At 58.8% G+C, this 26233-nt stretch carries 27 protein-coding genes; 8 read left to right on the top strand and 19 right to left on the bottom strand.

From position 1 onward, the window contains the following. Position 1: 1 nt before the first annotated feature. From ACXHRN_RS15175 to ACXHRN_RS15120, 12 genes are all read right to left on the bottom strand, one after another. Positions 2-403 (bottom strand): type II toxin-antitoxin system VapC family toxin, encoded by a 402-nt coding sequence (locus tag ACXHRN_RS15175; protein WP_488637145.1) that lies wholly within the window; start codon positions 401-403, stop codon positions 2-4. Then, positions 400-666 carry an AbrB/MazE/SpoVT family DNA-binding domain-containing protein gene (locus ACXHRN_RS15170; protein WP_488637144.1) on the bottom strand — a complete coding sequence of 89 codons (267 nt, stop codon included), beginning with the start codon at positions 664-666 and terminating at the stop codon, positions 400-402. The genes ACXHRN_RS15175 and ACXHRN_RS15170 overlap by 4 nt, the downstream gene beginning before the upstream one ends. A gap of 59 nt (positions 667-725) precedes the next feature. Next, positions 726-2225, bottom strand: a complete 1500-nt coding sequence (locus tag ACXHRN_RS15165; protein ID WP_488637143.1) for a replicative DNA helicase — start codon at positions 2223-2225, stop codon at positions 726-728. 248 nt (positions 2226-2473) lie between these two features. Further along, positions 2474-3751 (bottom strand): cyclopropane fatty acid synthase, encoded by a 1278-nt coding sequence (locus ACXHRN_RS15160; RefSeq protein WP_488641915.1) that lies wholly within the window; start codon positions 3749-3751, stop codon positions 2474-2476. A gap of 68 nt (positions 3752-3819) precedes the next feature. Beyond that, positions 3820-4155 (bottom strand): hypothetical protein, encoded by a 336-nt coding sequence (locus ACXHRN_RS15155; protein ID WP_488637142.1) that lies wholly within the window; start codon positions 4153-4155, stop codon positions 3820-3822. Between the two features lie 67 nt (positions 4156-4222). Beyond that, positions 4223-4798 (bottom strand): 50S ribosomal protein L9, encoded by a 576-nt coding sequence (rplI, locus tag ACXHRN_RS15150; RefSeq protein ID WP_488637141.1) that lies wholly within the window; start codon positions 4796-4798, stop codon positions 4223-4225. A 14-nt stretch (positions 4799-4812) separates the two neighbouring features. After that, on the bottom strand, positions 4813-5787 hold the full coding sequence (locus ACXHRN_RS15145; protein WP_488637140.1) for a DUF2232 domain-containing protein: 975 nt from the start codon (positions 5785-5787) through the stop codon (positions 4813-4815). 300 nt (positions 5788-6087) lie between these two features. Then, entirely contained in the window at positions 6088-6339 is a 252-nt protein-coding gene (rpsR, locus tag ACXHRN_RS15140) for a 30S ribosomal protein S18 (RefSeq protein ID WP_258161540.1), read from the bottom strand. A 12-nt stretch (positions 6340-6351) separates the two neighbouring features. Beyond that, positions 6352-6792 (bottom strand): 30S ribosomal protein S6, encoded by a 441-nt coding sequence (gene rpsF, locus ACXHRN_RS15135; protein ID WP_488641914.1) that lies wholly within the window; start codon positions 6790-6792, stop codon positions 6352-6354. Between the two features lie 326 nt (positions 6793-7118). After that, positions 7119-7406 carry a protealysin inhibitor emfourin gene (locus ACXHRN_RS15130; protein WP_488637139.1) on the bottom strand — a complete coding sequence of 96 codons (288 nt, stop codon included), beginning with the start codon at positions 7404-7406 and terminating at the stop codon, positions 7119-7121. Positions 7407-7496: 90 nt separating this feature from the next. Further along, positions 7497-8528 carry a M4 family metallopeptidase gene (locus ACXHRN_RS15125; RefSeq protein WP_488637138.1) on the bottom strand — a complete coding sequence of 344 codons (1032 nt, stop codon included), beginning with the start codon at positions 8526-8528 and terminating at the stop codon, positions 7497-7499. Positions 8529-8668: 140 nt separating this feature from the next. Continuing rightward, on the bottom strand, positions 8669-9715 hold the full coding sequence (locus tag ACXHRN_RS15120; RefSeq protein ID WP_488637137.1) for an aldo/keto reductase: 1047 nt from the start codon (positions 9713-9715) through the stop codon (positions 8669-8671). A 181-nt stretch (positions 9716-9896) separates the two neighbouring features. Here ACXHRN_RS15120 and fabD point away from each other — a divergent pair, with 181 nt between their 5' ends. From fabD to gmk, 7 genes are all read left to right on the top strand, one after another. Next, on the top strand, positions 9897-10841 hold the full coding sequence (fabD, locus tag ACXHRN_RS15115) for an ACP S-malonyltransferase (RefSeq protein WP_488637136.1): 945 nt from the start codon (positions 9897-9899) through the stop codon (positions 10839-10841). Positions 10842-10865: 24 nt separating this feature from the next. Beyond that, positions 10866-11603, top strand: a complete 738-nt coding sequence (gene fabG / locus ACXHRN_RS15110; protein ID WP_488637135.1) for a 3-oxoacyl-[acyl-carrier-protein] reductase — start codon at positions 10866-10868, stop codon at positions 11601-11603. Positions 11604-11928: 325 nt separating this feature from the next. Continuing rightward, positions 11929-12165: an acyl carrier protein gene (locus ACXHRN_RS15105; RefSeq protein WP_488637134.1), complete on the top strand. Its 237-nt coding sequence runs from the start codon at positions 11929-11931 to the stop codon at positions 12163-12165. A gap of 100 nt (positions 12166-12265) precedes the next feature. After that, a complete protein-coding gene (fabF, locus tag ACXHRN_RS15100) occupies positions 12266-13528 on the top strand; it encodes a beta-ketoacyl-ACP synthase II (RefSeq protein ID WP_488637133.1) in 1263 nt (420 codons plus the stop codon). A gap of 124 nt (positions 13529-13652) precedes the next feature. Beyond that, positions 13653-14831 carry an endolytic transglycosylase MltG gene (mltG, locus tag ACXHRN_RS15095; protein ID WP_488637132.1) on the top strand — a complete coding sequence of 393 codons (1179 nt, stop codon included), beginning with the start codon at positions 13653-13655 and terminating at the stop codon, positions 14829-14831. Positions 14832-14898: 67 nt separating this feature from the next. Continuing rightward, positions 14899-15786 (top strand): YicC/YloC family endoribonuclease, encoded by an 888-nt coding sequence (locus ACXHRN_RS15090; RefSeq protein ID WP_488637131.1) that lies wholly within the window; start codon positions 14899-14901, stop codon positions 15784-15786. Positions 15787-15794: 8 nt separating this feature from the next. Then, positions 15795-16442 carry a guanylate kinase gene (gene gmk / locus ACXHRN_RS15085; RefSeq protein ID WP_488637130.1) on the top strand — a complete coding sequence of 216 codons (648 nt, stop codon included), beginning with the start codon at positions 15795-15797 and terminating at the stop codon, positions 16440-16442. Positions 16443-16493: 51 nt separating this feature from the next. Here gmk and ACXHRN_RS15080 read toward each other — a convergent pair whose 3' ends face one another. From ACXHRN_RS15080 to ACXHRN_RS15050, 7 genes are all read right to left on the bottom strand, one after another. Further along, a complete protein-coding gene (locus ACXHRN_RS15080; protein WP_488637129.1) occupies positions 16494-16655 on the bottom strand; it encodes a Thivi_2564 family membrane protein in 162 nt (53 codons plus the stop codon). A 182-nt stretch (positions 16656-16837) separates the two neighbouring features. Continuing rightward, positions 16838-17677 (bottom strand): 16S rRNA (adenine(1518)-N(6)/adenine(1519)-N(6))-dimethyltransferase RsmA, encoded by an 840-nt coding sequence (gene rsmA, locus ACXHRN_RS15075; RefSeq protein WP_488637128.1) that lies wholly within the window; start codon positions 17675-17677, stop codon positions 16838-16840. Then, complete coding sequence (gene pdxA, locus ACXHRN_RS15070) at positions 17664-18695, bottom strand: 4-hydroxythreonine-4-phosphate dehydrogenase PdxA (protein ID WP_488637127.1); 1032 nt, start codon at positions 18693-18695, stop codon at positions 17664-17666. The genes rsmA and pdxA overlap by 14 nt, the downstream gene beginning before the upstream one ends. A 2-nt stretch (positions 18696-18697) precedes the next feature. Continuing rightward, positions 18698-19642: a SurA N-terminal domain-containing protein gene (locus ACXHRN_RS15065; RefSeq protein ID WP_488641913.1), complete on the bottom strand. Its 945-nt coding sequence runs from the start codon at positions 19640-19642 to the stop codon at positions 18698-18700. Positions 19643-19727: 85 nt separating this feature from the next. Then, positions 19728-22076 (bottom strand): LPS-assembly protein LptD, encoded by a 2349-nt coding sequence (locus tag ACXHRN_RS15060; protein ID WP_488637126.1) that lies wholly within the window; start codon positions 22074-22076, stop codon positions 19728-19730. Continuing rightward, complete coding sequence (gene lptG, locus ACXHRN_RS15055; protein ID WP_488637125.1) at positions 22076-23164, bottom strand: LPS export ABC transporter permease LptG; 1089 nt, start codon at positions 23162-23164, stop codon at positions 22076-22078. The genes ACXHRN_RS15060 and lptG overlap by 1 nt, the downstream gene beginning before the upstream one ends. Next, complete coding sequence (locus ACXHRN_RS15050; protein ID WP_488637124.1) at positions 23161-24339, bottom strand: LptF/LptG family permease; 1179 nt, start codon at positions 24337-24339, stop codon at positions 23161-23163. Before ACXHRN_RS15050 ends, lptG begins: the two co-directional genes overlap by 4 nt. Before the next feature lie 393 nt (positions 24340-24732). Here ACXHRN_RS15050 and ACXHRN_RS15045 point away from each other — a divergent pair, with 393 nt between their 5' ends. Then, positions 24733-26232 carry a leucyl aminopeptidase gene (locus ACXHRN_RS15045; RefSeq protein ID WP_488637123.1) on the top strand — a complete coding sequence of 500 codons (1500 nt, stop codon included), beginning with the start codon at positions 24733-24735 and terminating at the stop codon, positions 26230-26232. Position 26233 lies beyond the last annotated feature (1 nt).

The raw sequence follows: 26233 nt of genomic DNA, 5'->3' as shown, positions 1-26233 counted from the left end.
GTCAGCTCGTCAACAATTTCGTCGGTCGACCTTGCCCCGCCAAGATCTTTGACGCTTTTTTATCAAATGTCACGAAGGTTTCACCGCCGAGCCAATCGCCTTCAAAGGCAATAATGCCGTCTGCGAAATCTCCTCCCGCTTCCAGCACTGCCAATCCGGCCTCGACGGCCGGGCGATTCATTGTGACCTTTTGAGTGCCAAGCAATTGCCGCAGCGCAATGGAAATATCCGACCGTGACGTTTCGTAGTGGCGATCCAACACCCATACGAATTCGCAGAGGGCTTGCAAGGTAACCGCAAGGACTTCGGCGTCATCCAGTACTTTCAGCGCAGCCTGGGCTTGCTTCGGATCATCATCGACAAATGTGCGCAGCAGCACATTTGTGTCGATTGTGACCTTCATCTGCGACCTCCGCCGGCTAAAGCGCCACTATCGGCGATTGCCTCGCCGATTTCGTCGATGGTTAGCATTCGCCCATTGGTCTTGCCCTTGAGAAGGCCATGCAAGTCCCTGAACGTTCCGCTCGGCTTGTCGGCTCTCAGCTCGGCGCGTCCATCAGGCAGAAGATCGATGTGGATCTTACCGCCTGGCTCGATGCCGAGATGTTGCAGAACATCCTTGCGAAAGGTGACTTGTCCACGCGTCGTTACGCTCAAAGTCGTCATAGTTCTGATCTCCGTTTCAACAAAAGTAATGCATATTTGCATTACTTTCAAGGAGTCGTTCAATGCTCGTACTGCGTAAAGCTCGGGTCGGCGAGGTCGGTGAACCGGGTGAATTCCGACTGGAAGGCGAGCTTGACGGTGCCCGTTGGTCCGTGGCGCTGCTTGGCGATGATCACGTCGGCAGTGCCCTTGACCTTGTCGAACTGCTGTTCCCACTCGGCATATTTCGGATCGTCGGGATCGCGCGGTTCGAGGTTCTTCACGTAATATTCTTCGCGGAACACGAACAGCACCACGTCGGCGTCCTGCTCGATCGAGCCTGATTCACGCAAGTCCGAGAGCTGCGGGCGCTTGTCTTCGCGGCTTTCGACCTGTCGCGACAGCTGCGAAAGGGCAATGATCGGCACGGCGAGTTCCTTGCCGAGCGCCTTGAGGCCGGTGGTGATTTCGGTGATTTCCTGCACTCGGTTTTCGCCGGATTTCTTCGATCCCTGCATCAGCTGGATGTAGTCGATCACCAATACGTCGAGGCCGCGCTGCCGCTTCAGGCGGCGGGCGCGTGCTGCAAGCTGCGCAATTGAGATACCACCGGTCTGGTCGATGAACAGCGGCACCTTCTGCATCATCTGCGAGCAAGCGACGAGCTTTTCGAAATCGGCTTCGGTAATGTCACCACGGCGGATCTTGGAGGAGGAGACTTCGGTCTGCTCTGAGATGATACGGGTGGCGAGCTGCTCGCCGGACATTTCGAGCGAGTAGAAGCCGACGACCCCGCCATTCTTGGCCTTGAATGAGCCGTCCGGCAAAACTTCCGGCTCGTAGGCTGCGGCGATATTGTAGGCGATGTTGGTGGCAAGCGACGTCTTGCCCATGCCGGGGCGTCCGGCAAGCACGATCAAGTCCGACCGCTGCAGACCGCCCATCTTGCCGTCGAGTGCATGAATGCCGGTTGATATGCCCGACAGATTGCCGTCGCGCTCGAAGGCAGCGCCGGCCATGTCGATCGCCTGTGCAATGGCATCGGCAAACGACTGGAAGCCGCCATCATAGCGGCCGGTTTCAGCCAGTTCGAACAGCCGGCGCTCGGTGTCTTCGATCTGGGTCTGTGGCGGCATGTCGAGCGGCGCGTCGAAGGCGATGTTGACCATGTCTTCACCGATGGTGATCAGCGAGCGGCGCAGCGCCAGATCATAGATCGCGCGGCCATAATCCTCGGCATTGATGATCGTCACGGCGGAGCCGGCAAGCGCGGCCAGATACTGTGCGACCGTCATGTCGCCGACCTTCTCGTCGGCTGGCAGGAAGGTCTTGATCGTGACCGGATTGGCCGTCTTGCCCATGCGGATGATGTCGCCGGCCACCTCGTAGATGCGCCGATGCAGCGGTTCGTGGAAGTGCACAGGCTTGAGGAAGTCCGATACCCGATAAAAGGCGTCGTTGTTCACCAGCATGGCGCCCAGCAGGGCCTGCTCGGCTTCAATGTTGTTGGGTGCCTCGCGATAGTGCGGGGTGGCATCCGTGTTGCTGATGGCGCTCAGTTTGCGCGCTGCGTCCTTCATCGTCCCTGCCTGTCATCCGTCGGTCATCTCATCCGATCCTATAGACCGGTCGGGGCGTTTGCGCAGATCAAAGTTGCCATCGCGTTAACTTGTGGACGATGTCCACAGGGCGACCGAGATGGTGGATAACATTCGTCATCTTTCCATCGTCGGATTGACTCCGAATTACGATTCGCTTGGTACAAAAATAGAACAAAAAAGCCCACATCGGAAGATGCGGGCTTTGATGAACTGCGGGATCACAAGGCCTATTCGGCCGCTTCCTGCGGGAACGACGCTGCGCCGACAGCCTGCTTCTGCTCCATGTTCTTCAGGCAGTTTTCTGCCGTCTGGATATAGTCGCGCGTCAACGGTACGGCTTGCTGATCGTGGGCGATTTGCACCTGGAAAATCACCAGGTTCTGCCAGCGGAAAGCACTCTCCGACGAGGCGAGATAGAACTCCCAGATCCGGCAGAACTTCTCGTCATAAAGCGCCTTGGCTTCAGCGCGATGAGCCATGAAGCGCTCGCGCCACGCCTTCAGCGTTTCGGCATAATGCAGCCGCAGGATCTCGATATCGGTGATCTTGAGGCCGGAGCGTTCGATCGCCGGCATTACTTCCGAGAGAGACGGGATGTAGCCGCCCGGGAATATGTATTTCTCGATGAACGGATTGGTGGTCGAGGGCACGTCCGTGCGACCGATCGTGTGCATCAGCATCACGCCGTCTTTCTTGAGCAGTTTGGCCGACTGCTTGAAATACTGGTCGTAGAACGGTCGGCCGACATGCTCGAACATGCCAATCGAGACGATGCGATCGAATGTCTCCTCGACATGGCGATAGTCCTGCAGCTCGAAGCGCAGCTTGTCTTCCATGTGGCTTTCGACGGCACGCTTCTTGGCGATCGCCAATTGCTCGTCGGAAAGTGTCACTCCCTTGACCTTGGCGCCAAGATAGCGGGCGAGATAAAGCGCCATGCCACCCCAGCCGCAGCCGATATCCAGCACGGAAAGGCCCGGACGGCTCATCACCATCTTGGCCGCGATGTGGCGCTTCTTGGCGAGTTGGGCCTGTTCGAGATCGGCATCCGGCGTCTCGAAATAGGCGCAGGAATATTGCCGGTCGCTGTCGAGGAACAGATCGTAGAGCGCGCCTGTCAGGTCATAGTGATGCTGGACGTTCTGGCGCGAACGCTTGGCCACGTTGTTCTCGCGGAAGTTGCGGAACTTGAAGCGTATGGCGGCCAGCGCTTTCATCCATGGCTTGTATTCGAACTCACCATGCGGATTGCCGGTGAACACCGCTTCCAGCAGGTCGTACATGTCACCTTCGATGATGTCGAACCCGCCATTGGCGTAACCTTCGCCAATGTAGAACTCCGGGTTGGTCAGGAGCTGCCGTTGCGCCTTGCGCGAATTGAAGCGGAGATGGACGGGTTTTCCAATGCCTCCGCCATAAGTCTTGGTCTTGCCGTTAGCATAAGTGACCGTCAGGTTTCCCTGGCGGACGATCGTCGAAATAAAGCGGTCCAGTATCGCGTTCAACATGTCAGCACCACACGCATTCGAGGTTTGCTGGCCGAGATAGCATCGCGACGCCATTCGGCAGCACGTTACAAAACGTTAATCTTTGGTAAACTTAGCAAAAAGAAAAGGAATTTCAACCAGAGGAAAGAAGGTTTTATGTCGGTGAAATCTCTTAAGGCGAAAAATTCGCTTTTATGGTTAATCGCACTAAAAAACGCCCCATGCGCGGGCAGGGAGCGCTTTTCCGATTCAATTGCTGCCTGACGAGGCAGAACAGGCCATTTCGCGGCCCGCGCAGAGCCACGTTTCGATTTCGGCCAAGGGCTGCACACGGCGTAAATTATCATCCGCCAATAACGCAGTTTGGCCGCCTTGGTTCCGACCGAATCTGAATTTTTCGACATCAAAGATGTCAAAAACAAAAACGCCTCCTGCGAGATGCAGGAGGCGCTTGTCTGGTCACTCCGCCGGGCAGGCCGGCAAAGCAGATTACATTTCTTCGCCGTCGTCCATCTGGCTAGCGTCGAAGAAGTCTTCCGGCTTCAGGGCGTCTTCGTCGACGCCGTAGATGGCGTCGGCCGAGGTCAGGCTTTCGCCCTTGGCCTGGCGGGCCGCTTCGTCGGCCGAGCGGGCGACGTTGATCTCGATCTTGAGAACGACTTCGGCGTGCAGGTGCAGTTCGACTTCATGCAAGCCGATGGTCTTGATCGGGGTGTTGAGGTCGACCTGGTTGCGGCCGATCAGGAAGCCTTCGGTCGACAGCGTCTCGATGATGTCGCGGGCGGCGACCGAACCGTAGAGCTGGCCGGTTTCGCCGGCGGAGCGAACGATCACGAAGGACTTGCCTTCGAGCTTGTCGGCGACAGCCTGGGCTTCGGACTTGCGCTCGAGGTTGCGGGCTTCAAGCGTGGCGCGCTCGGCTTCGAAGCGGGCCTTGTTGCCGGCGTTGGAGCGCAGCGCCTTGCCGAGCGGCAGCAGGTAGTTACGGGCGTAGCCGTCCTTGACCTTGACGGTTTCGCCCATCTGGCCGAGCTTGTTGACGCGTTCGAGAAGAATGACTTGCATTTCCCTGGTTCCTTTCAGTTTTGATTGGCTGGATTCTGGTCTGGTTTATTCGGCGTCAATGCGATCGCACGACGCGGATTGGCGAGGCCGCCGGCAATGATCAGCACGATCGGAATGATCGGAACCATCATCGTCAGTAGGTATGCGAGAATGAGCCCTGGCAGCCGCCAGCTCTTGTCCCGCAATGTATTGTGCAGGATGGCGAAACCGGAAAGCAGGTAGCCGCCTGCAACGGCGCCGGCAAAGCCTGCACCGATCACTTCGATCTTGTCGCCGGCAAACATCAGTGCGATGCCGGCAAGGAAGACGGCGATCGACAGCCGGTTCATGCGCAGGCTCGAACGGATGTCCTCGCGTGGGCGGGCGCTGCGGCCAGTCGCGGTCAGGATGCGCATGGCGACATAGAAGCCGGCAAACAGCGAAATCATCATCTGCAGGCTTTGGATCAGCGGAAACAGCACCTGCAGGAAACCGACGATCTGCGTCTTGGTCTCCGTCGTCATCGGAACATTCGGATCGACCTCGCTCATCATCTGTCCGACCATCTCGGCGACCGCGATATAGACGGCGTTCATGTCGGAATGCAGAAGCAGCGTCGCAATCGTGCCGAGAGCGGTCATCACGGCGCCGGCCAGCAGGACGTCTGATAGCGGATACCATGCCATTGCGGCATCGGGGCCGCCGAGCTCATTGGCCGGGCGCGCCATATTGGCGAGGTAGCTCATGACCACCGCCGGCAGCAGGATCAGCGCCATGCCGAGCGCGCTCATGGGATTGGAATAGAGAAGGCCGCTCGCAAGCCCAGCCGTGGCAACGGCAACAAGGCAGGCGACGAGGCCAAAGCCGAGGCCGGCGACAAAGATCGCGGCCATGGCGGCAATCGACAGCACGATGGCGAACAGCGACGCATACGCAGCCACGCCCAGCAAAATAGCTGAGGCCAATCCGGCAATGATGCCGATCAGGATCGGGTTCTTCGGTGCGTTCATCTCTTCTCGCTGTCCTGCTCATTCAATCGAATGAAGCAGTTAGGGGTGTTTCCTGATCTATTGATTCAGGCCCCAACATGGGATTTTCAGCGCATAACCCCATAAATCAATACCGATTTATGGGAAAGGATTATGCGCCACTAAAATGCTACTGCGTCCTTTGCGCGTCCAAACGGACGCGCGGCGCAGTAGATTCCGATCCGCGCCCATCGCGGAAGGGAGAGGGAAGGCTCAGCGCCTTCCCCGGAGTCAGTTGCCGCAGAGTCAAGCTCTGAGACAGGCCTTACATTACGGCGCTAATTAAGCGACGACGTAGGGCAGGAGGCCGAGGAAGCGGGCGCGCTTGATGGCCTGGGCCAGTTCGCGCTGCTTCTTCTGCGAAACCGCGGTGATGCGGGACGGAACGATCTTGCCACGCTCGGAAATGTAGCGCGACAGGAGCTTGACGTCCTTGTAGTCGATGCGCGGCGCATTCTGGCCCGAGAACGGGCAGGTCTTGCGGCGGCGATGGAAGGGGCGGCGTGCTGCCGGTGCGGACGAAGTGTCAGCCATGTCAGGATCTCCTTAGTTTTCGCGCGGGCGGAACGGACGGTCACCGTCGCGACGCGGCGGACGATCGCCATCTTCGCGGCGCGGACGGAACGGACGGTCGCCATCTTCGCGGCGCGGACGGTCGTCACGGTCGCGCTTCTGCATCATGGCAGACGGGCCATCTTCGTGGGCTTCGACCTTGACGGTCATGAAGCGCAGGATGTCTTCGTTGTAGCGCTGCTGGCGCTCGACTTCCTGGAGGGCCGCCGCCGGAGCATCGACGTCCATGAGCACGTAGAAGGCCTTGCGGTTCTTCTTGATGCGGTAGGTGAGGGACTTGAGGCCCCAGTTTTCGATGCGACCAACCTTACCACCGGCTGCTTCGATCACGCCCTTGTAGGTTTCGACGAGAGCGTCGACCTGCGGAGCGGCGATATCCTGCCGGGTAAGGAAAATGTGTTCATAGAGAGCCATGAAACTTTTGCCTTTCTTGCGTTTCATCAATCCCACCCGGATTGGCGCCAAGCCTCAACGACTGTTCTTTGGTTGCGGGCAGGGCCCACGGGCAAGAAAAGCGTCTGTTCGGTACGGTCGAGAGCGGAGACACGGGAAGCCGGAACCCTGTGGTTCCTAACGGTTTCGACGAAGAAACCGGCCTTCCGTAAAGCCACCAGCCAGATGACCGGGTGTTTGATGAGGCGGCTTATACAGGGAAATCGGTGGAATGCAAGAGGGCGGCCGGAAAACGACGAAAGCAGGCCGTGTTCAGTCCGAGCGGTGTTGTCGAAACCGAAGCGAAGCTATTCGATCTCGTCTCTTACGACGGAAGCAAGCGCATGCGGCACCAGGTTTTCGGGAACCTCGATGGTCTTGCCGCCAGAATCCGTCTGCCAGGTAATCCGGTAGGTGAAGCCGTCGCGGGTTTTAGAGTGACCGGCCTTAAGGTTTTCGGCAAACAGTCTTTCCACCGCGTCCTTGTCCGCACGGGACAACTGGTCGAACGAAACGCTGCCACGGCTCTTTAGGCGGGAGTTCGGCAATCCAAATCCCGCCAGCCCGCCCGTACGCTCTATCTTGAGATCATCCATGCAGGAACACTAGAACCTTTCACGGCTAAAGTGAAGCAATTCGGCCAGCTCGCCGTGAGCCCGTCATGAAGCAAGAGTTGCAGGTGCGCCTCAAAGGCCGACGGCTTTCCAACCATCGTCGATGGCCTTTTGTACTGCCGTGTCCTTTGGATAAAGCTTTTTAGCGGCCGCCCTGGTCACTCTGGCAAACCTTCGCATCCTCATATTGGGAGCGGGACCTGTGGTGGTCAGAGCGTCATACCAAATGTGCCCAGCCTTTTCCCAACTCTTACCGCCGATCGCCTTGGCGATCTTGTAAAACGCAAAGTTTGCGACCCCGCTGCTTTCATGCGGGTCCATGCCTTTTACGAAGTCCTTGATATGCATGATCTGCGGCGCCAGACAGTGTTGGGCTTTTGGATTCGACATGTCGCGCAGGCAGGTAAGGCCTTGCGATGTAGCGGCTGGCCCCATGATGTCTTTTCCGATCAGCCAGTCTGCCGTATTGACTGTTTGCGATGCATGCCATTGTCGAAACATCGAGCCGAATACATCGGACAGGCTTTCGTTAAGCCCGCCTGCTTCATTGGCATATGTCAGCTGCAACGTATGTTGGGTGACGCCATGCGTCAGCTCGTGGCAGACGACATCGTCACCGCCGGTGAAGTCGATGAATATGGCACCATCGCCATCGCCGTATGCCATCTGGAAGCCATTCCAGAAGGCGTTGTTGTATTTCGAACCATAATGAACGGATGATTGCAAAGTCATGCCGGCATCGTCGATGGAGTTGCGACCGAAGGCCGTCTTGTAGAAACTGACGACGTCCGCTGTCACTTTCGCCGTCTCCTTGACTGTCGCGTCTACCGACGAGCCCGGATTTGCCATCGGGGCGCCCGGAAGCGTCGTTGTATTCCTGCAGTCATAGACAGTAACCGCAGGCGCCGCCGCAAGTGCAGCCAGGCTTCGATTTATACCAAGGGATGCGGTGGTCAGCTTCCTCGCCTGTTCTCGGATTTTTCGGGTCTCGACGTCAAGCTTGGCGGTCTCGGCCAGTCCCTGGCGGACATCTGCCGGAAATCGATTGTCCTTCGATAATCTCAAGAGGACGTCTTCAGGGACAATCTGGCAAAATTTGCACATATCGATCTCCTAAATTAGAGATATAATAATATGAGCTTGGATTGAGAGTGCGTCAATCTTGGATAGTATAAGGAAGTGTCCACAATTGGGATGCGGGGCGTGCCCGGAGCGACTTGCGTCTGCCCTGGGCCGCGCCTGCGTCAGATCGGCATCGGATGTTGTCTTATCACCTTGCGGATCTCGCGGATCACCTCGTCTGAGAGCGTCAGGTCCTTGGCCGAGATGTCCACGTCCAACTGTTCCATACTAGTGGCGCCGATGATGACCGACGTCATGAACGGCCTGCTCAGGCACCATGCCAGCGACATCGCGGCGAGGTCGAGCCCGTGCCTATTGGCGATCTCGGCATAGGCGGCCACGGCCGGCTCCTGATGCGGGCTAAGGCGACCCGCCAGGTCACGATTGATAGTCGCGCGCGAACCTTCCGGGCGGGCGCCGCCGAGATACTTGCCACTCAAAATGCCGGCGGCCAGCGGAGAATAGGACAGCAGCCCGACATCCTCGTGATGCGACAGCTCCGAGAAATCGAGATCGTGGGGATGGTAGAGGAGATTGTACTCGTTCTGCACCGAGGCGACGCGCGGCAGGCTGAACTTGTCGGCCAGGTCCAGGAACTGCATGGTGCCCCAGGTTGTCTCGTTGGAAAGGCCGATGGCGCGAATCTTACCAGCCTTCACCGCTTCGTCTAGCGCATGGAGAATATCATGCAGATTGTCCAGGACCTCGGCGCGGGGCGGTTGCTTCTCCGGCTGATAGGTCCAGTTCTGGCGGAAATGGTAGTGGCCACGGTTCGGCCAATGCAACTGGTAGAGATCGATATAGTCGGTTTTCAGACGCGAAAGATTGAGTTCCAGCGCCTTGCGGATCTCGTCGCCGCTGATCCTGGCACCACCCCGGATGTAATTGCGGCCGGGCCCGGCGATCTTCGTGGCGAGGATGATCTTGTCGCGATTGGCCCGCGCCTTCATCCAGTTGCCGATATAGACTTCGGTCAGCCCTTGCGTATCGTCCGATACTGGCGTGGTCGGGTAGAGCTCGGCTGTGTCGATGAAGTTGACGCCATTTTCGGTGGCGTGGTCCATCTGCTCGAACGCTTCCGCCTCGCTGTTCTGGCTGCCCCAGGTCATTGTGCCGAGGCAGATCTGGGAAACGGACATGCCGGTGCGGCCGAGCGGATTGAACTTCATGGGGAAAACCTTGTCTGGAAAATCGGCGGCAATGTAGGCCGATTTTGCTGCAGTGCAAGAGCGCCAGGCAGCAGTAAGTCTGACTTTTCCAGCGAAAACTGCCTGGTAGAAAGTCCACGAAGCTTGACTCGTTGCAAGATTGCGTGAATGGGGAAAGAAAAAGTCACGAAGGGAGACCCCAATGGCGGTCGCATTCACGTTTCCCGGCCAGGGCAGCCAGGCCGTCGGCATGGGCAAGGAACTCGCCGATAGCTTTGCAGAAGCCCGCGCGGTGTTCGCCGAAGTCGATGAGGCGCTCGGCGAGAAGCTGACCTCTGTCATGTGGGATGGCCCGGAAGAAACCTTGACCCTGACCGCAAACGCCCAGCCGGCATTGATGGCGGTTTCGATCGCGGCGATCCGGGTCATGGAAGCGCGTGGGCTCGATCTCAAGTCCAAGGTCGCCTATGTCGCAGGGCACTCGCTCGGCGAATATTCCGCACTTTGCGCCGCCGGCGCATTCTCGCTGGCCGATACGGCCCGCCTTCTGCGCATCCGCGGCAATGCCATGCAGGCCGCCGTGCCGGCCGGCAAGGGCGCCATGGCTGCGATCATCGGCCTCGAACATACCGACCTGGAAGAGATCTGCGCCGCAGCCTCTTCTGCATCCGGCTCCTGCCAGATCGCCAATGACAATGGCGGCGGCCAATTGGTGATTTCGGGCGAAAAGGCTGCCGTCGACAAGGCCTGCGCGCTGGCCACGGAAAAGGGAGCCAAACGCGCCATCCTGCTGCCGGTCTCCGCACCCTTCCATTCGTCGCTGATGGCGCCGGCCGCCGATGCCATGCGCGAAGCGCTTTCCAAGGTCGCGGCCAAGGATCCCATCGTGCCGGTCGTCGCCAATGTCCGCGCCGCACCCGTAACCAAAGCCTCCGAGATCGTCGATCTGCTGGTCCAGCAGGTCACCGGCCAAGTCCGCTGGCGCGAGACGGTCGAATGGTTTGCCAAAAACGATGTCACCACGCTTTATGAGATCGGTACCGGCAAGGTGCTGACCGGTCTTGCGCGTCGCATCGACAAGACGGTCAGCGGCATTGCCGTCAATACATCGGCCGATATCGAAACGGCGCTCGCCGCCTTGCTTTAATTCACTGTTTTGGGGAAAACGGATATGTTCGATCTGACGGGCCGCAAGGCACTTATAACGGGTGCAACGGGTGGCATCGGCGAGGAAATCGCCCGCCAGCTGCATGCCCAGGGCGCGATCGTCGGCCTGCATGGCACCCGCCAAGAAAAGCTTGAGGCGCTTGCCGCCGAGCTAGGCGACCGGGTCAAGATCCTGCCGGCAAACCTTGGCGATCGCGACGCCATCAAGACCCTCGCCGCCAAGGCTGAGGCCGAACTCGAGGGCGTGGATATCCTCGTCAACAATGCCGGCATTACCAACGACAAGCTGATGGTGCGGATGAGCGATGCGGACTGGGACACGGTCCTCAACATCAATCTGAATGCCGCCTTCGTCCTTACCCGCGAACTGACGCATCCGATGATGAAGCGCCGCTACGGCCGTGTCATCAACATCACCTCTGTAGTCGGTGCGATCGGCAATCCGGGCCAGGCCAACTACTGCGCCTCCAAGGCGGGCATGGAAGGCTTCACCAAGGCTTTCGCGGCTGAGGTCGCAACGCGCAACATCACTGCCAACTGTGTTTCGCCCGGCTTCATTGAATCGGCCATGACTGAAAAGCTCAATGAGAAGCAGCGCGACGGGATGCTGTTCAAGATTCCGATGAACCGCATGGGCAGAGGTCCGGAGGTCGCCGCCGCCGTCTGTTTCCTGGCGTCTTCCGAGGCTTCCTACATCACCGGCCACACGATCCACGTGAATGGCGGCATGGCGATGCTTTGACAAATTAGGGTAGTGGACGAGGGCACATTTCCCCGCCTCTGCCGTTTACGGAAAAGATGGGCCAAACCCGGCGATATCTCGTGGATAACAGCCGGGGAAAGGCTCATTTTCTGGCTTTGCGCGGGGATTAAACCGTGTTAAGCCGCAGGTGACTGGGTCCAGTCGTTTTAAAGCTCGGCCTCTATCAAATCGGTTTAGGCTGGATTTTGATAGTAAGAGCAGTTAAACGGGGCTGCCGATCGTTCCCTTTAGGAATGGTGGCCCAAAACGTGGTTATAGCCGCCATCATGGCGCTGAGAAATGAACGAAGGTCGAGGAAACCGACATGAGCGACATCGCAGAACGCGTAAAGAAAATTGTTATTGACCACCTCGGCGTCGAAGCCGACAAGGTCACGGAAGGTGCCAGCTTCATCGACGATCTGGGTGCAGACTCCCTCGACACGGTCGAACTCGTAATGGCGTTCGAAGAAGAATTCGGCGTTGAAATCCCCGATGACGCAGCAGACTCGATCCTGACGGTCGGCGATGCGGTGAAGTTCATCACCAAGGCCCAGGCCTGATTTCTGATCACGCGACTGCCTGTGGCGCCTGACGCCGGGGTGGTCGCGTTTTCGTAAAATGAAATAATAAGAATTTGATTGCGTAGGGTGGAGACTGGCCATGAGACGTGTCGTCATCACGGGAATTGGCATGGTGACCCCGCTTGGGTGTGGCGCGGAAGTTACCTGGGCAAATCTCATCGCGGGCAAGAACGGCGCCCGCCGGGTGACTGAATTCGAAGTCGATGACCTCCCAGCGAAAATTGCCTGCCGCTTGCCGTTTGGCGACGGCACGGATGGCACGTTCAACGCCGACGACTGGATGGAGCCCAAGGAACAGCGCAAGGTTGATCCTTTCATCGTCTATGGCATGGCTGCCGCCACGATGGCGCTCGCGGATGCCAATTGGCATCCCACCACAGATGAAGACCAGATCATGACTGGCGTGCTCATCGGCTCCGGCATCGGCGGCGTCGAAGGCATTGTCGAAGCCGGCTATACGCTGCGCGACAAGGGTGCCCGCCGCGTTTCGCCGTTTTTCATTCCTGGTCGGCTCATCAACCTGGTCTCCGGTCAGGTATCGATCCGCCACAAGCTGCGCGGCCCCAATCATTCCGTTGTCACGGCCTGTTCGACCGGTGCGCATGCAATCGGCGATGCGAGCCGCCTGATCGGCCTCGGCGATGCCGACGTCATGGTTGCCGGCGGTTCTGAATCTCCCGTCAGCCGCATTTCGCTCGCCGGCTTTGCCGCCTGCAAGGCATTGTCGACCGATTTCAACAACGATCCGCAACGCGCCTCACGTCCCTATGACAAGGACCGTGACGGTTTCGTCATGGGCGAGGGTGCCGGCATCGTCGTGCTTGAGGAACTCGAACATGCGCTGGCGCGTGGCGCCAAGATTTACGCCGAAGTCGTGGGCTATGGCCTGTCGGGCGATGCGCACCACATAACGGCGCCGTCCGAGGATGGTGAAGGCGCCGAACGCTGCATGCGCATGGCGCTGAAGCGCGCCGGCCTCCAGCCCTCCGACCTCGACTACATCAATGCACACGGCACATCGACCATGGCCGACACGATCGAACTGGCGGCCGTGGAGCGTCTGCTCGGCGATTCCGCCAGGGATGTCTCGATGTCGTCGACCAAATCCGCCACCGGCCACCTGCTGGGCGCCGCCGGCGCAATTGAAGCGATTTTCGCGACCCTCGCGATCCGCGACAATATCGTTCCGCCGACGCTCAACCTTGATAATCCCCAGGTTGAAACGCCGGTCGATCTGGTTCCGAAGGTTGCCCGCAAGCGCAAGGTCGACGTTGCGCTGTCCAATTCCTTCGGCTTTGGCGGCACGAATGCCTCGCTCGTTTTGAAGCGATACACGAATTGATGATGCCCGCGGCGACAATGTTGCCCGCCGCGTGCTCCATTTCCAGTTTTTTGCCGCAATGCCGATTTAGTGAATTCCGGTTAAAATTCGTGATTCCGCTCTACTCTGGATTTGAGGAATTTGAGTGACCGATCCAAGTCAGCACAATGATGGTCAGTTCGGACGTCCCGCGGACGATGGGGCCCAGGGCCGTATCATCCCGAAGTCGCCCAGGGAAGCGTTGCGGCCTGAAAAGGTACCGTCGCCGCCGCGCCGTTCGCGCGAGGCGCGCAGCCAGTTGGTGATTTTCCTGAATTTCGTCATGAGCATGGTGACCTTCCTGACAGTCGCGGCCGTGGCGCTGGTCTATTATGCCTTCCATGAATACCAGGCCCCGGGTCCGCTCGAAGCCGACACCACGTTCCTGGTCCGCGAAGGCGCCGGCATCACCGAGATCGCCAACAGCCTCGAACGCAAGAACATCATCAGTCAGGCACGCATCTTTACCGGCGTCACCAAGTTCCTCGGCGACGACCAGAGCGCGCGTCACGGCGAGTATGAGATCAAGGCCGGCTCGTCGATGCTTGCCGTCATGGAATTGCTGAAATCCGGCAAGTCGATCCAGTATTCGGTGACCCTGCCTGAAGGGCTGACCGTCAAGCAGATCTTCAGGAAACTCGCCGACGACCAGATCCTGGAGGGTGATCTGCCTGGCGATCTGCCGCCGGAAGGAAGCCTGTTCCCAAATACCTACAAGTTCACGCGCGGATACAAGCGCGCCGCCGTCGTCGATCAGATGAAAGCCGCCCAAGCCAAGGTGCTTGATCAGGTCTGGGACAAGCGCGACAAGGATTTGCCGATATCAACCAAGGAAGAACTGCTGATCCTCGCCTCGATCGTCGAGAAGGAAACCGGCAAGTCCGACGAGCGGCCTCAGGTCGCCTCCGTCTTTCTCAATCGCCTCAAGAAGGGCATGCGGCTGCAGTCCGATCCGACGATCATCTACGGCCTCTATGGCGGTGATGGAAAGCCAGTGGATGGCGCGATCCTGAAGTCGGACATCGACAAGGAAACGCCCTACAACACCTATGTAATCAAGGGCCTGCCGCCGACGCCGATCGCCAATCCGGGCCGCGCCGCGATGGAAGCGGTGGCCAATCCGTCGCGCACCAACTACCTCTATTTCGTCGCTGACGGGTCAGGTGGACACGCCTTTGCCGCGACGCTGGAAGAGCATAACGCCAACGTCAAGCGCTGGCGCAAGATACAGGCCGACACCAATACCGGCGAGACCGACCCGAGCGGTATTGTCCAGGAAAACTAGGCCGGGTATGCGCATCGGGCAAGGCGTCCGAGCAGCACGCTACCGGCACGAACGCGTGGGGACGAAGATGGCATTGCAGTCCATGACGGGATTTGCCCGTTTGGACGGCCAGAGCGGCCGTTATCAATGGGCGTGGGAACTGCGCTCGGTCAATGGCAAGGGGCTCGACGTTCGGCTCAGACTGCCAAGCGGTTTCGAGCGACTGGAAGCCGAGGCCCGCAAGGTCATGGGCAGCCATTTCTCCCGTGGCAATATCCAGGCAAGCCTGACGGTGACCTCTGCGGAAAATCGTGTCGAGGCGCAGATCAACCAGGCGGCACTCGACGCGGTACTGGCGCTTCGTTCGCAGCTTGCCGGCATCATCGATCCGGCGCCGCTCAAGCTCGACACGCTGCTTGGTATCCGTGGAATCATCGACTTCAAGGACGCCGGCGATGAACCCGGCGCACTCGAAGTGCTTGACCGCGATCTCATGTCGGCCCTGGAAAGCGCCTCGGCCGGCATGCGGCGGATGCGCGAGGCCGAAGGCACGGCGCTTGCCATCGTGCTCAATTCGCAAGTTGACGCGATCGAGCGCCTCTCTGGCTTGATCGAAGGCGATCCGTCTCGCTCGCCGGAGATGATCCGGGCGCGGTTGGAAACGCTGATTGCAGCCATTATCGAGGCGCCCGGCAATCTCGACCGCGACCGCCTGCATGGAGAAGTGGCGCTGCTCGCGACCAAGGCCGATGTCCGCGAGGAACTCGACCGCCTGAAGGCGCATATATCAGCCGCCCGCGATCTGCTGCGCGTCGGAGGCCCGGTGGGTCGCAAGCTCGATTTCCTCGCGCAAGAATTCAATCGCGAATCGAACACGATCTGTTCTAAATCCAATAGTGCGGCGGTCACGGCGGCGGGGATTGAGCTGAAAGTCGTGATCGACCAGTTTCGGGAACAGGTGCAAAATCTGGAGTAGGGCAGCGAATGGCTAAGCCGGGTGGAAACGCCGTTGAAATAGCGCGGCGCGGATTGATGCTGGTGATTTCGTCACCATCCGGTGCGGGCAAATCGACGATTGCCCGCAACATTCTCGAAGCGCAGATCGGCATGAAGCTGTCGGTTAGCGTGACGACGCGCCAGCGGCGCGCCAGCGAGATCGAGGGCGTGCACTACCATTTCGTTTCGCACAAGGAATTCGACCGCCTCAAGTCGGGCGATGCGCTGCTCGAATGGGCCGAGGTGCACGGCAACTTCTACGGCACGCCACGCGAGGCCGCCGAAGTCGCGATGTCCGAAGGTCAGGACATGCTGTTCGATATCGACTGGCAGGGCGCCCTGCAATTGCAGGACAAGATGCCGGCAGATGTGGTGTCGGTCTTCATCCTGCCACCGACTATGGAAGAGTTGCAGTCTCGCCTCAATCGCCGTGCGGAAGACAGCCAGGAGGTCATCGCGACCCGGCTTTCCAACGCGCGTTCGGAAATTGCCCATTGGCGGGAATACGACTACGTCGTCGTCAACGACGATCTGGACCGCGCCTATAGCTCCGTCCGCGCCATCGTCGAGGCTGAACGCCTGCGCCGCGATCGTCGCCATGGCTTGTTTGATTTCGTCAGCACGCTGGTGGAATGAGAAACTGGTTACCCACCGCGGACAAGCGGTGGGTATATTTCTCGGGATCGACTAAAAGACAGCGAGGTATTTTAGCAGCGATACGATGCCGATGATGATCACAATGATCTGCACAATCTGTTTTGCGCGGCCATCAATGGGCAATCTTGTGACGAGATACAGCACCAGGAAGATAACCAGGAATGTGATCAGAATGCTTATGATGAGTGACATGGTTATGCTCCACAATAACTGAGCCTCTGTCTTCACAGCGCTGCTAAGAAATAATCTGGTTCATCCTCTTAGGCTGAACACGCAATTTGCACCGCCGGACGGCGCGGTTATACAATGCGGTCGGAGCGCAAAAGTTCCTTGCGCCGCCTGAAGTTAAAGAGAAACAATTTTGTTGGTTGAGGTCAGCCTGAGCCGAGCAAATTCGCCAGTCGGCAGAATTCCTCGATCGACAAGGTCTCGGCACGGCGCGAGGGATCGATACCGGCCTTGTTCAGCAGCGCTTCGCCACCGATCGACTTGACGCTCTGTCGCAGCATCTTGCGGCGCTGGCCGAAGGCGGCGGCAGTGACTTTCTCGAGCTTGGACAGAGTGCAGGGCAGGGGATTGGCGCGTGGCTCGAGATGAACCACCGTGGACGTCACCTTGGGCGGCGGGGTGAAGGCTTGCGGTGAAAGGTCAAACATCATTTCCGCATGCGTCAGCCAGCCGCAGAGGATGCCGAGCCGGCCGTAGTGATCGTCGCCGGCCTCGGCTACGATCCGCTCGCCAACTTCCTTCTGGAACATCAGCGTCAGCGACCGCCAGAAGGGCGGCCAGGTGGGAACGGTCAGCCAGTTCACCAGCAATTGCGTGCCGATATTGTAGGGCAGGTTGGCGACGATCTTGATCGGCTCGCCGGGAGCAACCAGCGTCGTCGGATCGATCATCAGCGCGTCGCCCTCGACAATCGTCAGCCGACCCGGATAGTGAGCGCCGATTTCCTCAAGCGCGGGAATGCAGCGGCGGTCGCGTTCCACGACAATCACATGCTTTGCGTCAAGCGCCAGCAACGCCCGCGTCAGTCCGCCCGGGCCTGGACCGATCTCGATGACGGTGACGTCATCGATCTTGCCGGCAGTGCGGGCAACTTTCTGGGTGATGTTGAGGTCGAGCAGGAAATTCTGGCCGAGCGATTTCAGCGCATCAAGGCCATGCTTGGCAATCACCTCGCGCAGCGGTGGCAATCCGTCAAGCGCGGCCATCGATCCGGCCTTTCCCGGCCATTTCAGCCGCCATCTTCAGTGCCGCGATCAAGCTCGTCGGCCTGGCCTTGCCGGTGCCGGCAAGCGAGAACGCCGTGCCATGATCCGGTGAGGTGCGGATGAAGGGCAGGCCGAGCGTGACATTGACGCCATCGTCGAAACCGAGCGCCTTGGCTGGGATCAGTGCCTGGTCATGATACATGCAGATCGCCACGTCATAGGTGCGCCGTGCAGCCTCGTGGAACATCGTGTCGGCCGGAAGAGGCCCGACAGCGTCGATACCATCGGCTCTGAGCCTGGCGATGGCCGGCGCGATGATGGCGGCGTCCTCGAGCCCCAGCGCGCCGTCTTCACCGGCATGCGGGTTGAGGCCGGAAATCGCCAACCGGGGATTTACGATACCGAAGCGAGCCGTCAGGTCATGCGCGGTGATCCGGCAGGTCTGGTAGATCATGTTCTCGGTCAAAGTTTCAGGGACGTCTTTCAGCGGGATGTGGATGGTGACTGGCACCGTTCGCAACAACGGACCCGCGATCATCATCACCGGCAGCACGCCGTGGCCGAATGCCTTGGCGGCAAGATCCGCAAGAAACTCGGTGTGGCCAGGAAAGGCAAAACCTGCTTGATAGAGCACGGACTTGGCAATCGGGTTGGTCACGACGGCAGCGGTCTTGCCGGCTATCGTGAACTCGACCGCCCGCTCGATTGCATTGATCGTACCCCGCGCGGACGCACTGTCGGGTGCGCCGGGACGGACTTCGGCATTTGCTGGAATGGCAAAATAAGGAAGGGCATCGGCAAACCGGCTGGTGGCTTCTTCCGGCGTTGCTTCCACTAGCGACACGTCCAACTGAAGTTGGCGCGCGCGAGCGGCCAGCACGTCGGCATCGCCGAAATAAAGAAACGGCGGAATATCCGCCGTCCGTCTTTGCGTCCATGCCATCAATGCAATATCGGGGCCGATCCCGGCGGGATCACCCTGGCTCAATGCCAACGGCAAAGGAACGTCTTCACCCATGATCAACGCAGATCGATCGTGGAATTCTTGCGAAGGCTCTCAAGATACTTTTTGCTGTTCGGGTCTGCAGAATCCTTCTCGGCCGTCTGCAGGTCCTTGGCCTGATAGACCACCTGTGCCGCGAGATCGTCCGAGACCTCCCGCTTCTTGCAGATGCCGAGATACTCGACCCCCATCTCCGACACCTGGGTACCGGTTGTGCCACCGACCTGGGTCTTTGAGATTTCCGCCTTCCAATTGTCCGGCAACTGAGGTTCGAGCACGCGGCCAATGTTGATGATTGATACATCCTTCATCGTCGCGGCAAAGACTTTCGCCTGCTCACATCCGGGATAGCTCTTGCGTGAAGCTTCGGCTTCAGACTTGCGCTTGCCGGTAATTTTGCCCCGCTTTGATTCCGGTATGACGAAAATCACTTTTTGCAGAAAGTACTCGGTGGTCGTCGGCTTCTTGCCACCCTCCTTGCGGAGGCGATCGACGAGCTCATCGTTGGTCATTCCCTGGCCGCCATAGCGCGCCTGCACGACGCGTGGCCAACTCATCTGCACGCCAATATAGGCCTTGAAATGATCGGCGCCGATACCGGCTTGCGTCAGGATACGCGACAGTTGTTCCAAGCTCATCTTGTTGCTCTTGGCAAACCGGCCATAGGCAGAGTCGACATCGTCTGTGCTGACAGAATTGCCTGTTCGAATGATTTCCTGGCGCATCAGCACTTCATCGACCAGCTCATCCCGCGCAATCTTCTGCAGATTGCCCTTCGTTTGTCGGAGCTTCAGGAAGTTCACGCGCTTGCCCACGTCGCCGCTGGTGATGACCACGCCGTTGACGATGGCCCTGATAGCAGATGCACTTTCCGACATCGCCGCCTGAGGCATGGCAATGGCCGCGATCACCAATGACGCGGCGCCAATGATCAGCGAACGCAAATTGGTCATTCTCGACATCATACGCAAACCTTTCGCGAAGTTTTCAATGTCTGTTCCCAACAGATTGCTGCTGGGATTGCACATTCCTTGCGGCAAAACAATGTCAATTGAAGCCGGGAAGCTTAGAATCTCCGACATTGATGTCGCCGAGCGTCCTGAAGCTCAGGCGCGCGCCGATCTGCCAGTCGTTGGCTGTCTTGTCACCAATATCGGTAGACTGCTGGAAGGCAACCTGAAGGACCGTGCAACTGTCGTCGTAGCCGAAGCCGATGCCGCGCTGGGTCAGGACGTTGCTGTCCATGTCCCAGGTGAGCGAACCATAGAGCGACCAATTCTGCTTGAACTTGATGGCGCCGGTCGTCTGGACCTCGTTGCTATCTTTCGGAAATCCATAAGCCGGCTGTGCAGCGATCTGCGAATAGGTGACTTCGGTCTGCAGCCACGTCGAATTATAACCGACGGTCGAATCCGTGCGCTGGATCTCCAGGTTTTTCTTGTCAGCGCGTCCGCCGAGAGAAAACGACATGCCGTTTGGCACTTCGATGCCCGCCGAACCGACGTAATCAGAACGGGCGTGTTCGAGGCCAGAATTAGCGCCGACATTAACCAGATCATGGGTGGCGAACGAGTTCTTGCCCGCGAGTTGGTAGGATTGGCCGAATATGCTGCGCACGGTATAGCCGTTATCGAAGGTTCCGGTGTAGCGGAAACCGACATTGGCGCGTGTTCCGCCTTCCACGCGGTCAAAGCCGGAGAATTTGTCGCGTTCGAACAGATTGGCTGCGTCGAATACGAAGCTCTGTGCGTCCTCATTCGGCAGCGCCCCGGCGAGTTGCTCGTCGGGTCTTGCGTAGATCTGCACGATCGGCTCGAATATATGGCTGGAATTATCCGTCGTCATCAGGATCGGGTAGCGTGCTTCGATGCCAGCGGTCAGCATGTAACGGGTGGGATCCGTGCCGGTATAGTAGTCGCCGGTATAGGACGATGGAGGCGCGTTTGTGTCGAGCCGGAAGCCGTCCCCGCGCGCCGCGAGCAGCGGTGTCACCACCATCCCGCCCGGCACAACAAACTGGCGCTTCCATTCGGTTTCGGCGGTGAGCCGATCGCTGCTGCCCGCAAGGCCAGGGAAGCGATCTGCAACATTGATCCCGCCGAGCCAGCTCACTTTGTCGGTGGACGTGCGTGTCAGGCTGGTGAAGTTCACATCAGTCTTCAACTGGCCGCCAAGAATCGGCTGCGGTGCATAGTGGGTATAGTCAAGGACTGGATGGACAATCGCCTGTTCGTGTTCGGCCCGATTGTTGAGCGTTGCGTCCTGCACATCGAAATAATAGGAGCGCATGTCGAACGAATTGCGGTTGCCGAGACCGGTCAGGTACATCTGGTTGGTATGAACGGCCTCGTCGGAATCGAACAGCGAGTAGGTGCGCGCGAAGTTGTTGTCGCTTTGCAGCAGCGCATCCCAGCCGAACGTCCAGCGCGGATTGAACCTGAAGTCAGCCTTCGAGGAAAGTCCGACGCGCTGCGTTTCCTCGGCGTCCGAAGTGCCGGCCGTGAAATTCTGGCGGTTCATCTGATCGATGCCGGCAATGTGGAGGGTGTGCAGGCCGTATTTGAACTGCTGGCGGAATTCCGCGTCGATCAATGCGCCTTGTGCTGTATAGCCCATGACCGTCAGCGTCGCGTCCATATGCGGACCGAGCGTCTGGTAATAAGGGATGCCGAGGCCAAAGCCGAGATTCTGTGATGAACTCATCGTCGGAAACAGGAAGCCGGATTTGCGCTTCACGGTCTGGTCCGGCAGTTCGAGCACCGGAATATAGGCAATCGGCTTGCCAAACAGTTCGAACTTAGCGTTTTCCAGCCGTACCGTATGAGTCTTGCCGTTCTGGATGACCCGCTCGGCCTTGACCTGCCAGAGCGGCGGCTTTTCCGGATGCTGCTTGCAGGGTTCGCAGGCCGTGTAGACGCCGTTTTCGAGGATCATCTCCTCGGCATTGACGCGTCTACCCTTCACGGCGACGAGCCGCGTATTGTCTGTCGTTTCGATCCTCAGCGCGTCGATGAAGCCGTTGCCGAAGTCGTCGGTGACGTCCATCTTCTGGGCATAAAGGCGATTGCCGCCCGGCTCGATAAGTTCGATATCGCCGAGCGCCATCATGCGGCCGGTCTTCTGATTGTATTCGACGCGCTTGGCGACCAGCCTGTAGCCGCCATAATTGATCTGAACGCCGCCGACGGCAACGATCTTTTCATTATCCTTGTCGTAGATCAGTTCAGAAGACGTGAGCAACAGCTTCGCGTTCGCCGGCATCTTTGGATTGGCAAGCGACTGTTCCGATTGTGCATGCGAGAACTCAACGGAAGACAGCATAAGACCGAGCGCCGCCATCCCTGCAACGAGGGTCGCGCCCAGCTTGGTCTTCAACTCGCGGGCGCCTGCCGCCACTAACCATCCTCCTGATGAAGCAACAGCGTAGTTCCCAGAAACATTGCGATCACGACTGGAATCCAGGCTGCAACGAACGGAGGCACAACACCACTGCTCCCAAATGCTTTGATAAGCACGGTAGCCACATAAAGCACGAAGCCTGCGAAGACGCCACCGAAAATCATCGTCTGGGATTGGTTGAACCTACTGAATTTTAACGAGACTGTTGCCGAAATGAGAGTCATGGCGATGAGCAGGAATGGCATCGACATAAGCGAATGAAATTGCGTTTCGAGCGCTGTGGTTGAGACCCCGAACGAGCGCGCCGCCTCGATTTTTTTCGGAAGCCCGAGAAAACCAACGGTTTCCGGTCGCGACAAGCGCTCCTGCACGAACTCGCGTTTCAGATTGGTGCGCACCTGTGCCGTTTCGAGCGCAACCGACATCTGGCCGGGGCGTGTCTCCTTGACCTTGTTAAGAAGCCAGTAACCATCTTTCAAATTAGCCGTGACGGCATCCTGTCGCAGGATGATTCGGCTCTCCGGCCCGAAATGGATGAAGACGGCGTTGTGGAGCGAGGTTCCATCCTGACCGACATTCTCGGCACCGATGATCACGTCATCGTCGGCCGTGATCTGGCGAAGCCAGGGAATCGGCTGGTTGCGGCGATTGAGTTGCTTGGCAGCCTTGGCGTTCGCCTCGATCTGGGTCGCCACCCGCATGCCCGCCGCAGCGATCGGATTGAGTGCAAACAGCGTTATCAGCCCGGTGATGATGGCCCCGGTAACAAACGGCATCATGAACTGCCAGACGGATATGCCCGCCGCACGCGTCACCACCATCTCCTGGCGGCGATTCAGCGTCACCAGCGTGGTGATTCCCGCAAATAGCATGATGAACGGCACCGTCTGCTGCAGGATCATCGGCAGCCGCAACATTGTCAGCCACAGGCTGTCAAACAGCGTGAAACCCGGAATCGTGCCCCGGAGCGCGGAATTTTCGATGAAATCGATCAGGAAGACGAGGGCAGACACGCCCAGGGTAAACCAGAGTATCGTCATCAGGTGGCGCTTGAGGAAATAGCGAAAGAGCGTACCTGTCATCATTGTGACGCCTCCGGCTTATCCCGCGAGGAGCGCCGAAAGCCCAGCAGCCGGCTGATGGGTCGATCGAAACGCTCGGCCAGCGGCCTGGATTTGCCGAGCTGCTTGGTGCTGCGGTGGATCGCGGCGATGAGCAGCAAGTTCACCAGGATCAGGAATATATAGAGCATGGCAACATTTGCCGTCGATGCTTCGATCCGGTTGGCCAGGAAGAAAGAGCCCCAACGAACGGCAAACGCAATCGTCAGCGCCGGTATCAGCGGCGGCACCGTGCGCTCCCGGTTGGAATGCGCACTTCCGGCCACTGCAAGTGAGATCAGCGCGAATGTTACCGGAAAGAACCAGTCTGTCAGTCGACGGTGCAGTTCAGCCGTGTATTCCAGCGGCTTTTCCATATAGTCGGGATCGGCGGGATCCGGACTGAGCAGAAAGCCAAGGTTACGGTCGGTCGCCCTGAGCTTTGCTTGCCCGCGCGTTTCGGAAAGCTCCGACAAATCAAAGGAATACGAATCAAAGTGGATGATCGACACCGAGCCGTCCAGCGACTTGCGGTGGATCTCTCCATCTTTCATAATCAGCGTGCCGCCGCTTTCATCAACCGCCCCTTCACGCGCATAATAGACCATCTCGAATCGCGGATCGCGGGAATCGGCGACGAACAATCCGCGCATCACCCGGCCTTGCACGCGCTCGGAGATCTGGACGTAAAGACCCTCGTCGATCTTGCGGAAGGCCTTCTCCTCGATCACCGACGACAGCAGATCGGCATAGGTCGCGGCGATCGTCTTGCGCATGCCGAGGCGGGAAACCGGCTCCAGGAAGTTGTCGATCGAGAACGATGCGACACAAAGCAGGGCGGCGAGCAGCAGCACCGGATTGTAGAGCCTCTTGCGCGGAGTGCCTGCACCGTCAATGACGGCAAACTCGGAATCGGTGTTCATCGTCTGCAGCGTCTGCGTCACGCCGATGACCAGCGCAAAGGGCAGCACGACGGGAATGATCGTCGGCAGGATGAACGAGGCAAGCAGCGCGAACGACCCAATAGACTGGCCGCTGTCGGTCACGAGGTTGATCCGTGACAGAACCTGCGTCGTCCATATGATGGCGAGCACTGGAACCAATGCCACCAGAAACATCCGGAAGACCCGGCGGAATATATAGGATTCCAGCAATGTCATGCAAAACCCGAGAATTGGCTGTGGAACCCGCCCCACCGCCGGGGACGATGCGTTGATGCGGTTTGGCACTTTTGCCGGTTTCGATCAAGTCGTCTCGACCGGTTGTTTTTTCAAGTGGCAGACTCAGACCTTTTCAAGGCGCAGCCGGCATTCGAAGACTTGCCTCAGAGATGAGCATCGGCCGATGATCTCTATGTAATCGAATGCTGTTTTGCTCATTATTGCGACGTTCGTTGCGATATTTCGATCGTCATCACGTGCCGTTGGAGAAAATTGCGGCAAACTGCGCAGATTCTTGAGGCTTGAAGCGCAAAATAAGGCACCCAGCACTTGCAATGACGATTTCATTCATGCTGACTCGTTGAAATTCTTCCCAATTGCCATGGTGTGTTGATGAAATCCCGCTTTGAAATCTCTTTTGTCCGCTCCGCAAAGCAAACCGGCGGTACGGCGGTTGTTCTAGGCTTGAGCGACGAGGGGAAAATTTCGGGCGGTGATATCGTCGATCCGTCGGCGACCTTCGCCAAGGCGGCGAAGATCGCCAAGTTCAAGCTCGGAAAACTCACGAAACTCGACATGCTTGCGCCTGCCGGCTCTCCGGCCGACAGGATGATCGCGGTCGGACTCGGCAAATCGGGCGATATCACCTCGCATGATTGGCTGAAGGCCGGCGGAGTTGCGGCAGCTGCGCTCGACCAGGCCGACGGCAAGGCATCGATCTACCTCGATGTGCCGGGCGCCACCGTCTCGGCCAAGGAAGTTGCGGATTTTACGCTCGGCATGCTGCTGCGCAGCTACCGCTTCGACAAATACAAATCCGGCAAGAACGACGTCGAGGACAACGGCTCCTCGAGCCCCTTGAAGATCACCATCCTGACATCGGTGGCCACCGCCGCCAAGCGCCATTTCGAGACCGCCACCGCCGTTGCCGATGGCGTCATCCTCGCCCGCGATCTGGTCAATGAGCCTGCAAACATACTCGGTCCCTCGGAATTCGCAGCCAAGGCCAAGGAGCTCGAAGCACTCGGCGTTACTGTTGAGATCCTCACCGAGCGGGAAATGCGCAAGCTCGGCATGGGCGCGCTTCTCGGCGTTGCCCAGGGTTCGGTGCGTCCGCCGCGGCTGGTGGTGATGCAATGGAAGGGCGGCAAGCCCAAGGACAAGCTCTGTGCCTTCGTCGGCAAGGGTGTGGTGTTCGACACCGGCGGCATCTCCATCAAGCCTGCCGCCGGCATGGAGGACATGAAGGGCGACATGGGCGGCGCCGCTGCCGTCACCGGCCTCATGCACGTGCTGGCCGCCCGCAAGGCGCGGGTCAATGCTGTCGGCATCATCGGCCTTGTCGAAAACATGCCCGATGGCAACGCCCAGCGTCCGGGCGATATCGTCACCTCGATGTCCGGCCAGACGATCGAGGTGATCAACACCGATGCAGAGGGCCGTCTCGTGCTCGGCGATGCACTCTGGTATTGCAACGACCGATTCAAGCCTGCCTTCATGATCAATCTGGCGACATTGACCGGCGCGATCGGCGTGGCGCTCGGCTCCTATCATGCGGGACTGTTCACCAACGACGACACGCTTGCCGCCAATCTGCTGATATCCGGCATCCAGACCAATGAGCGACTCTGGCGCATGCCGCTCGGCCGCGATTATGACAAGATGATCGACAGCCGCTTTGCCGACATGAAGAACACCGGCGGCAGCCGCCAGGGTGGCGCGATCACCGCCGCACAGTTCCTGAAGCGCTTCGTCGGCAACACGCCTTGGGCGCATCTCGACATCGCTTCCACCGCCATGGGGGCGCCGGGCGATGAGATCAACCAGTCCTGGGCCTCGGGTTTTGGCGTACGGCTGCTGGATGAGCTGGTGAGAAGCTATTACGAAGGATAAG

The organism is Shinella sp. OV683, from assembly GCF_057787725.1.
This window is presented reverse-complemented; position numbering and strand designations above follow the sequence as displayed.

Coding starts and splice junctions, on each gene's coding strand:
- ACXHRN_RS15175 (WP_488637145.1), bottom strand. CDS start 403: ATGAAGGTCACAATCGACACAAATGTGCTGCTGCGCACATTTGTCGAT.
- ACXHRN_RS15170 (WP_488637144.1), bottom strand. CDS start 666: ATGACGACTTTGAGCGTAACGACGCGTGGACAAGTCACCTTTCGCAAG.
- ACXHRN_RS15165 (WP_488637143.1), bottom strand. CDS start 2,225: ATGAAGGACGCAGCGCGCAAACTGAGCGCCATCAGCAACACGGATGCC.
- rplI (WP_488637141.1), bottom strand. CDS start 4,798: ATGCAAGTCATTCTTCTCGAACGCGTCAACAAGCTCGGCCAGATGGGC.
- ACXHRN_RS15145 (WP_488637140.1), bottom strand. CDS start 5,787: ATGAACGCACCGAAGAACCCGATCCTGATCGGCATCATTGCCGGATTG.
- rpsR (WP_258161540.1), bottom strand. CDS start 6,339: ATGGCTGACACTTCGTCCGCACCGGCAGCACGCCGCCCCTTCCATCGC.
- rpsF (WP_488641914.1), bottom strand. CDS start 6,792: ATGGCTCTCTATGAACACATTTTCCTTACCCGGCAGGATATCGCCGCT.
- ACXHRN_RS15130 (WP_488637139.1), bottom strand. CDS start 7,406: ATGGATGATCTCAAGATAGAGCGTACGGGCGGGCTGGCGGGATTTGGA.
- ACXHRN_RS15125 (WP_488637138.1), bottom strand. CDS start 8,528: ATGTGCAAATTTTGCCAGATTGTCCCTGAAGACGTCCTCTTGAGATTA.
- ACXHRN_RS15120 (WP_488637137.1), bottom strand. CDS start 9,715: ATGAAGTTCAATCCGCTCGGCCGCACCGGCATGTCCGTTTCCCAGATC.
- fabD (WP_488637136.1), top strand. CDS start 9,897: ATGGCGGTCGCATTCACGTTTCCCGGCCAGGGCAGCCAGGCCGTCGGC.
- fabG (WP_488637135.1), top strand. CDS start 10,866: ATGTTCGATCTGACGGGCCGCAAGGCACTTATAACGGGTGCAACGGGT.
- ACXHRN_RS15105 (WP_488637134.1), top strand. CDS start 11,929: ATGAGCGACATCGCAGAACGCGTAAAGAAAATTGTTATTGACCACCTC.
- fabF (WP_488637133.1), top strand. CDS start 12,266: ATGAGACGTGTCGTCATCACGGGAATTGGCATGGTGACCCCGCTTGGG.
- ACXHRN_RS15090 (WP_488637131.1), top strand. CDS start 14,899: ATGGCATTGCAGTCCATGACGGGATTTGCCCGTTTGGACGGCCAGAGC.
- gmk (WP_488637130.1), top strand. CDS start 15,795: ATGGCTAAGCCGGGTGGAAACGCCGTTGAAATAGCGCGGCGCGGATTG.
- ACXHRN_RS15080 (WP_488637129.1), bottom strand. CDS start 16,655: ATGTCACTCATCATAAGCATTCTGATCACATTCCTGGTTATCTTCCTG.
- rsmA (WP_488637128.1), bottom strand. CDS start 17,677: ATGGCCGCGCTTGACGGATTGCCACCGCTGCGCGAGGTGATTGCCAAG.
- pdxA (WP_488637127.1), bottom strand. CDS start 18,695: ATGGGTGAAGACGTTCCTTTGCCGTTGGCATTGAGCCAGGGTGATCCC.
- ACXHRN_RS15065 (WP_488641913.1), bottom strand. CDS start 19,642: ATGTCGAGAATGACCAATTTGCGTTCGCTGATCATTGGCGCCGCGTCA.
- lptG (WP_488637125.1), bottom strand. CDS start 23,164: ATGATGACAGGTACGCTCTTTCGCTATTTCCTCAAGCGCCACCTGATG.
- ACXHRN_RS15050 (WP_488637124.1), bottom strand. CDS start 24,339: ATGACATTGCTGGAATCCTATATATTCCGCCGGGTCTTCCGGATGTTT.
- ACXHRN_RS15045 (WP_488637123.1), top strand. CDS start 24,733: ATGAAATCCCGCTTTGAAATCTCTTTTGTCCGCTCCGCAAAGCAAACC.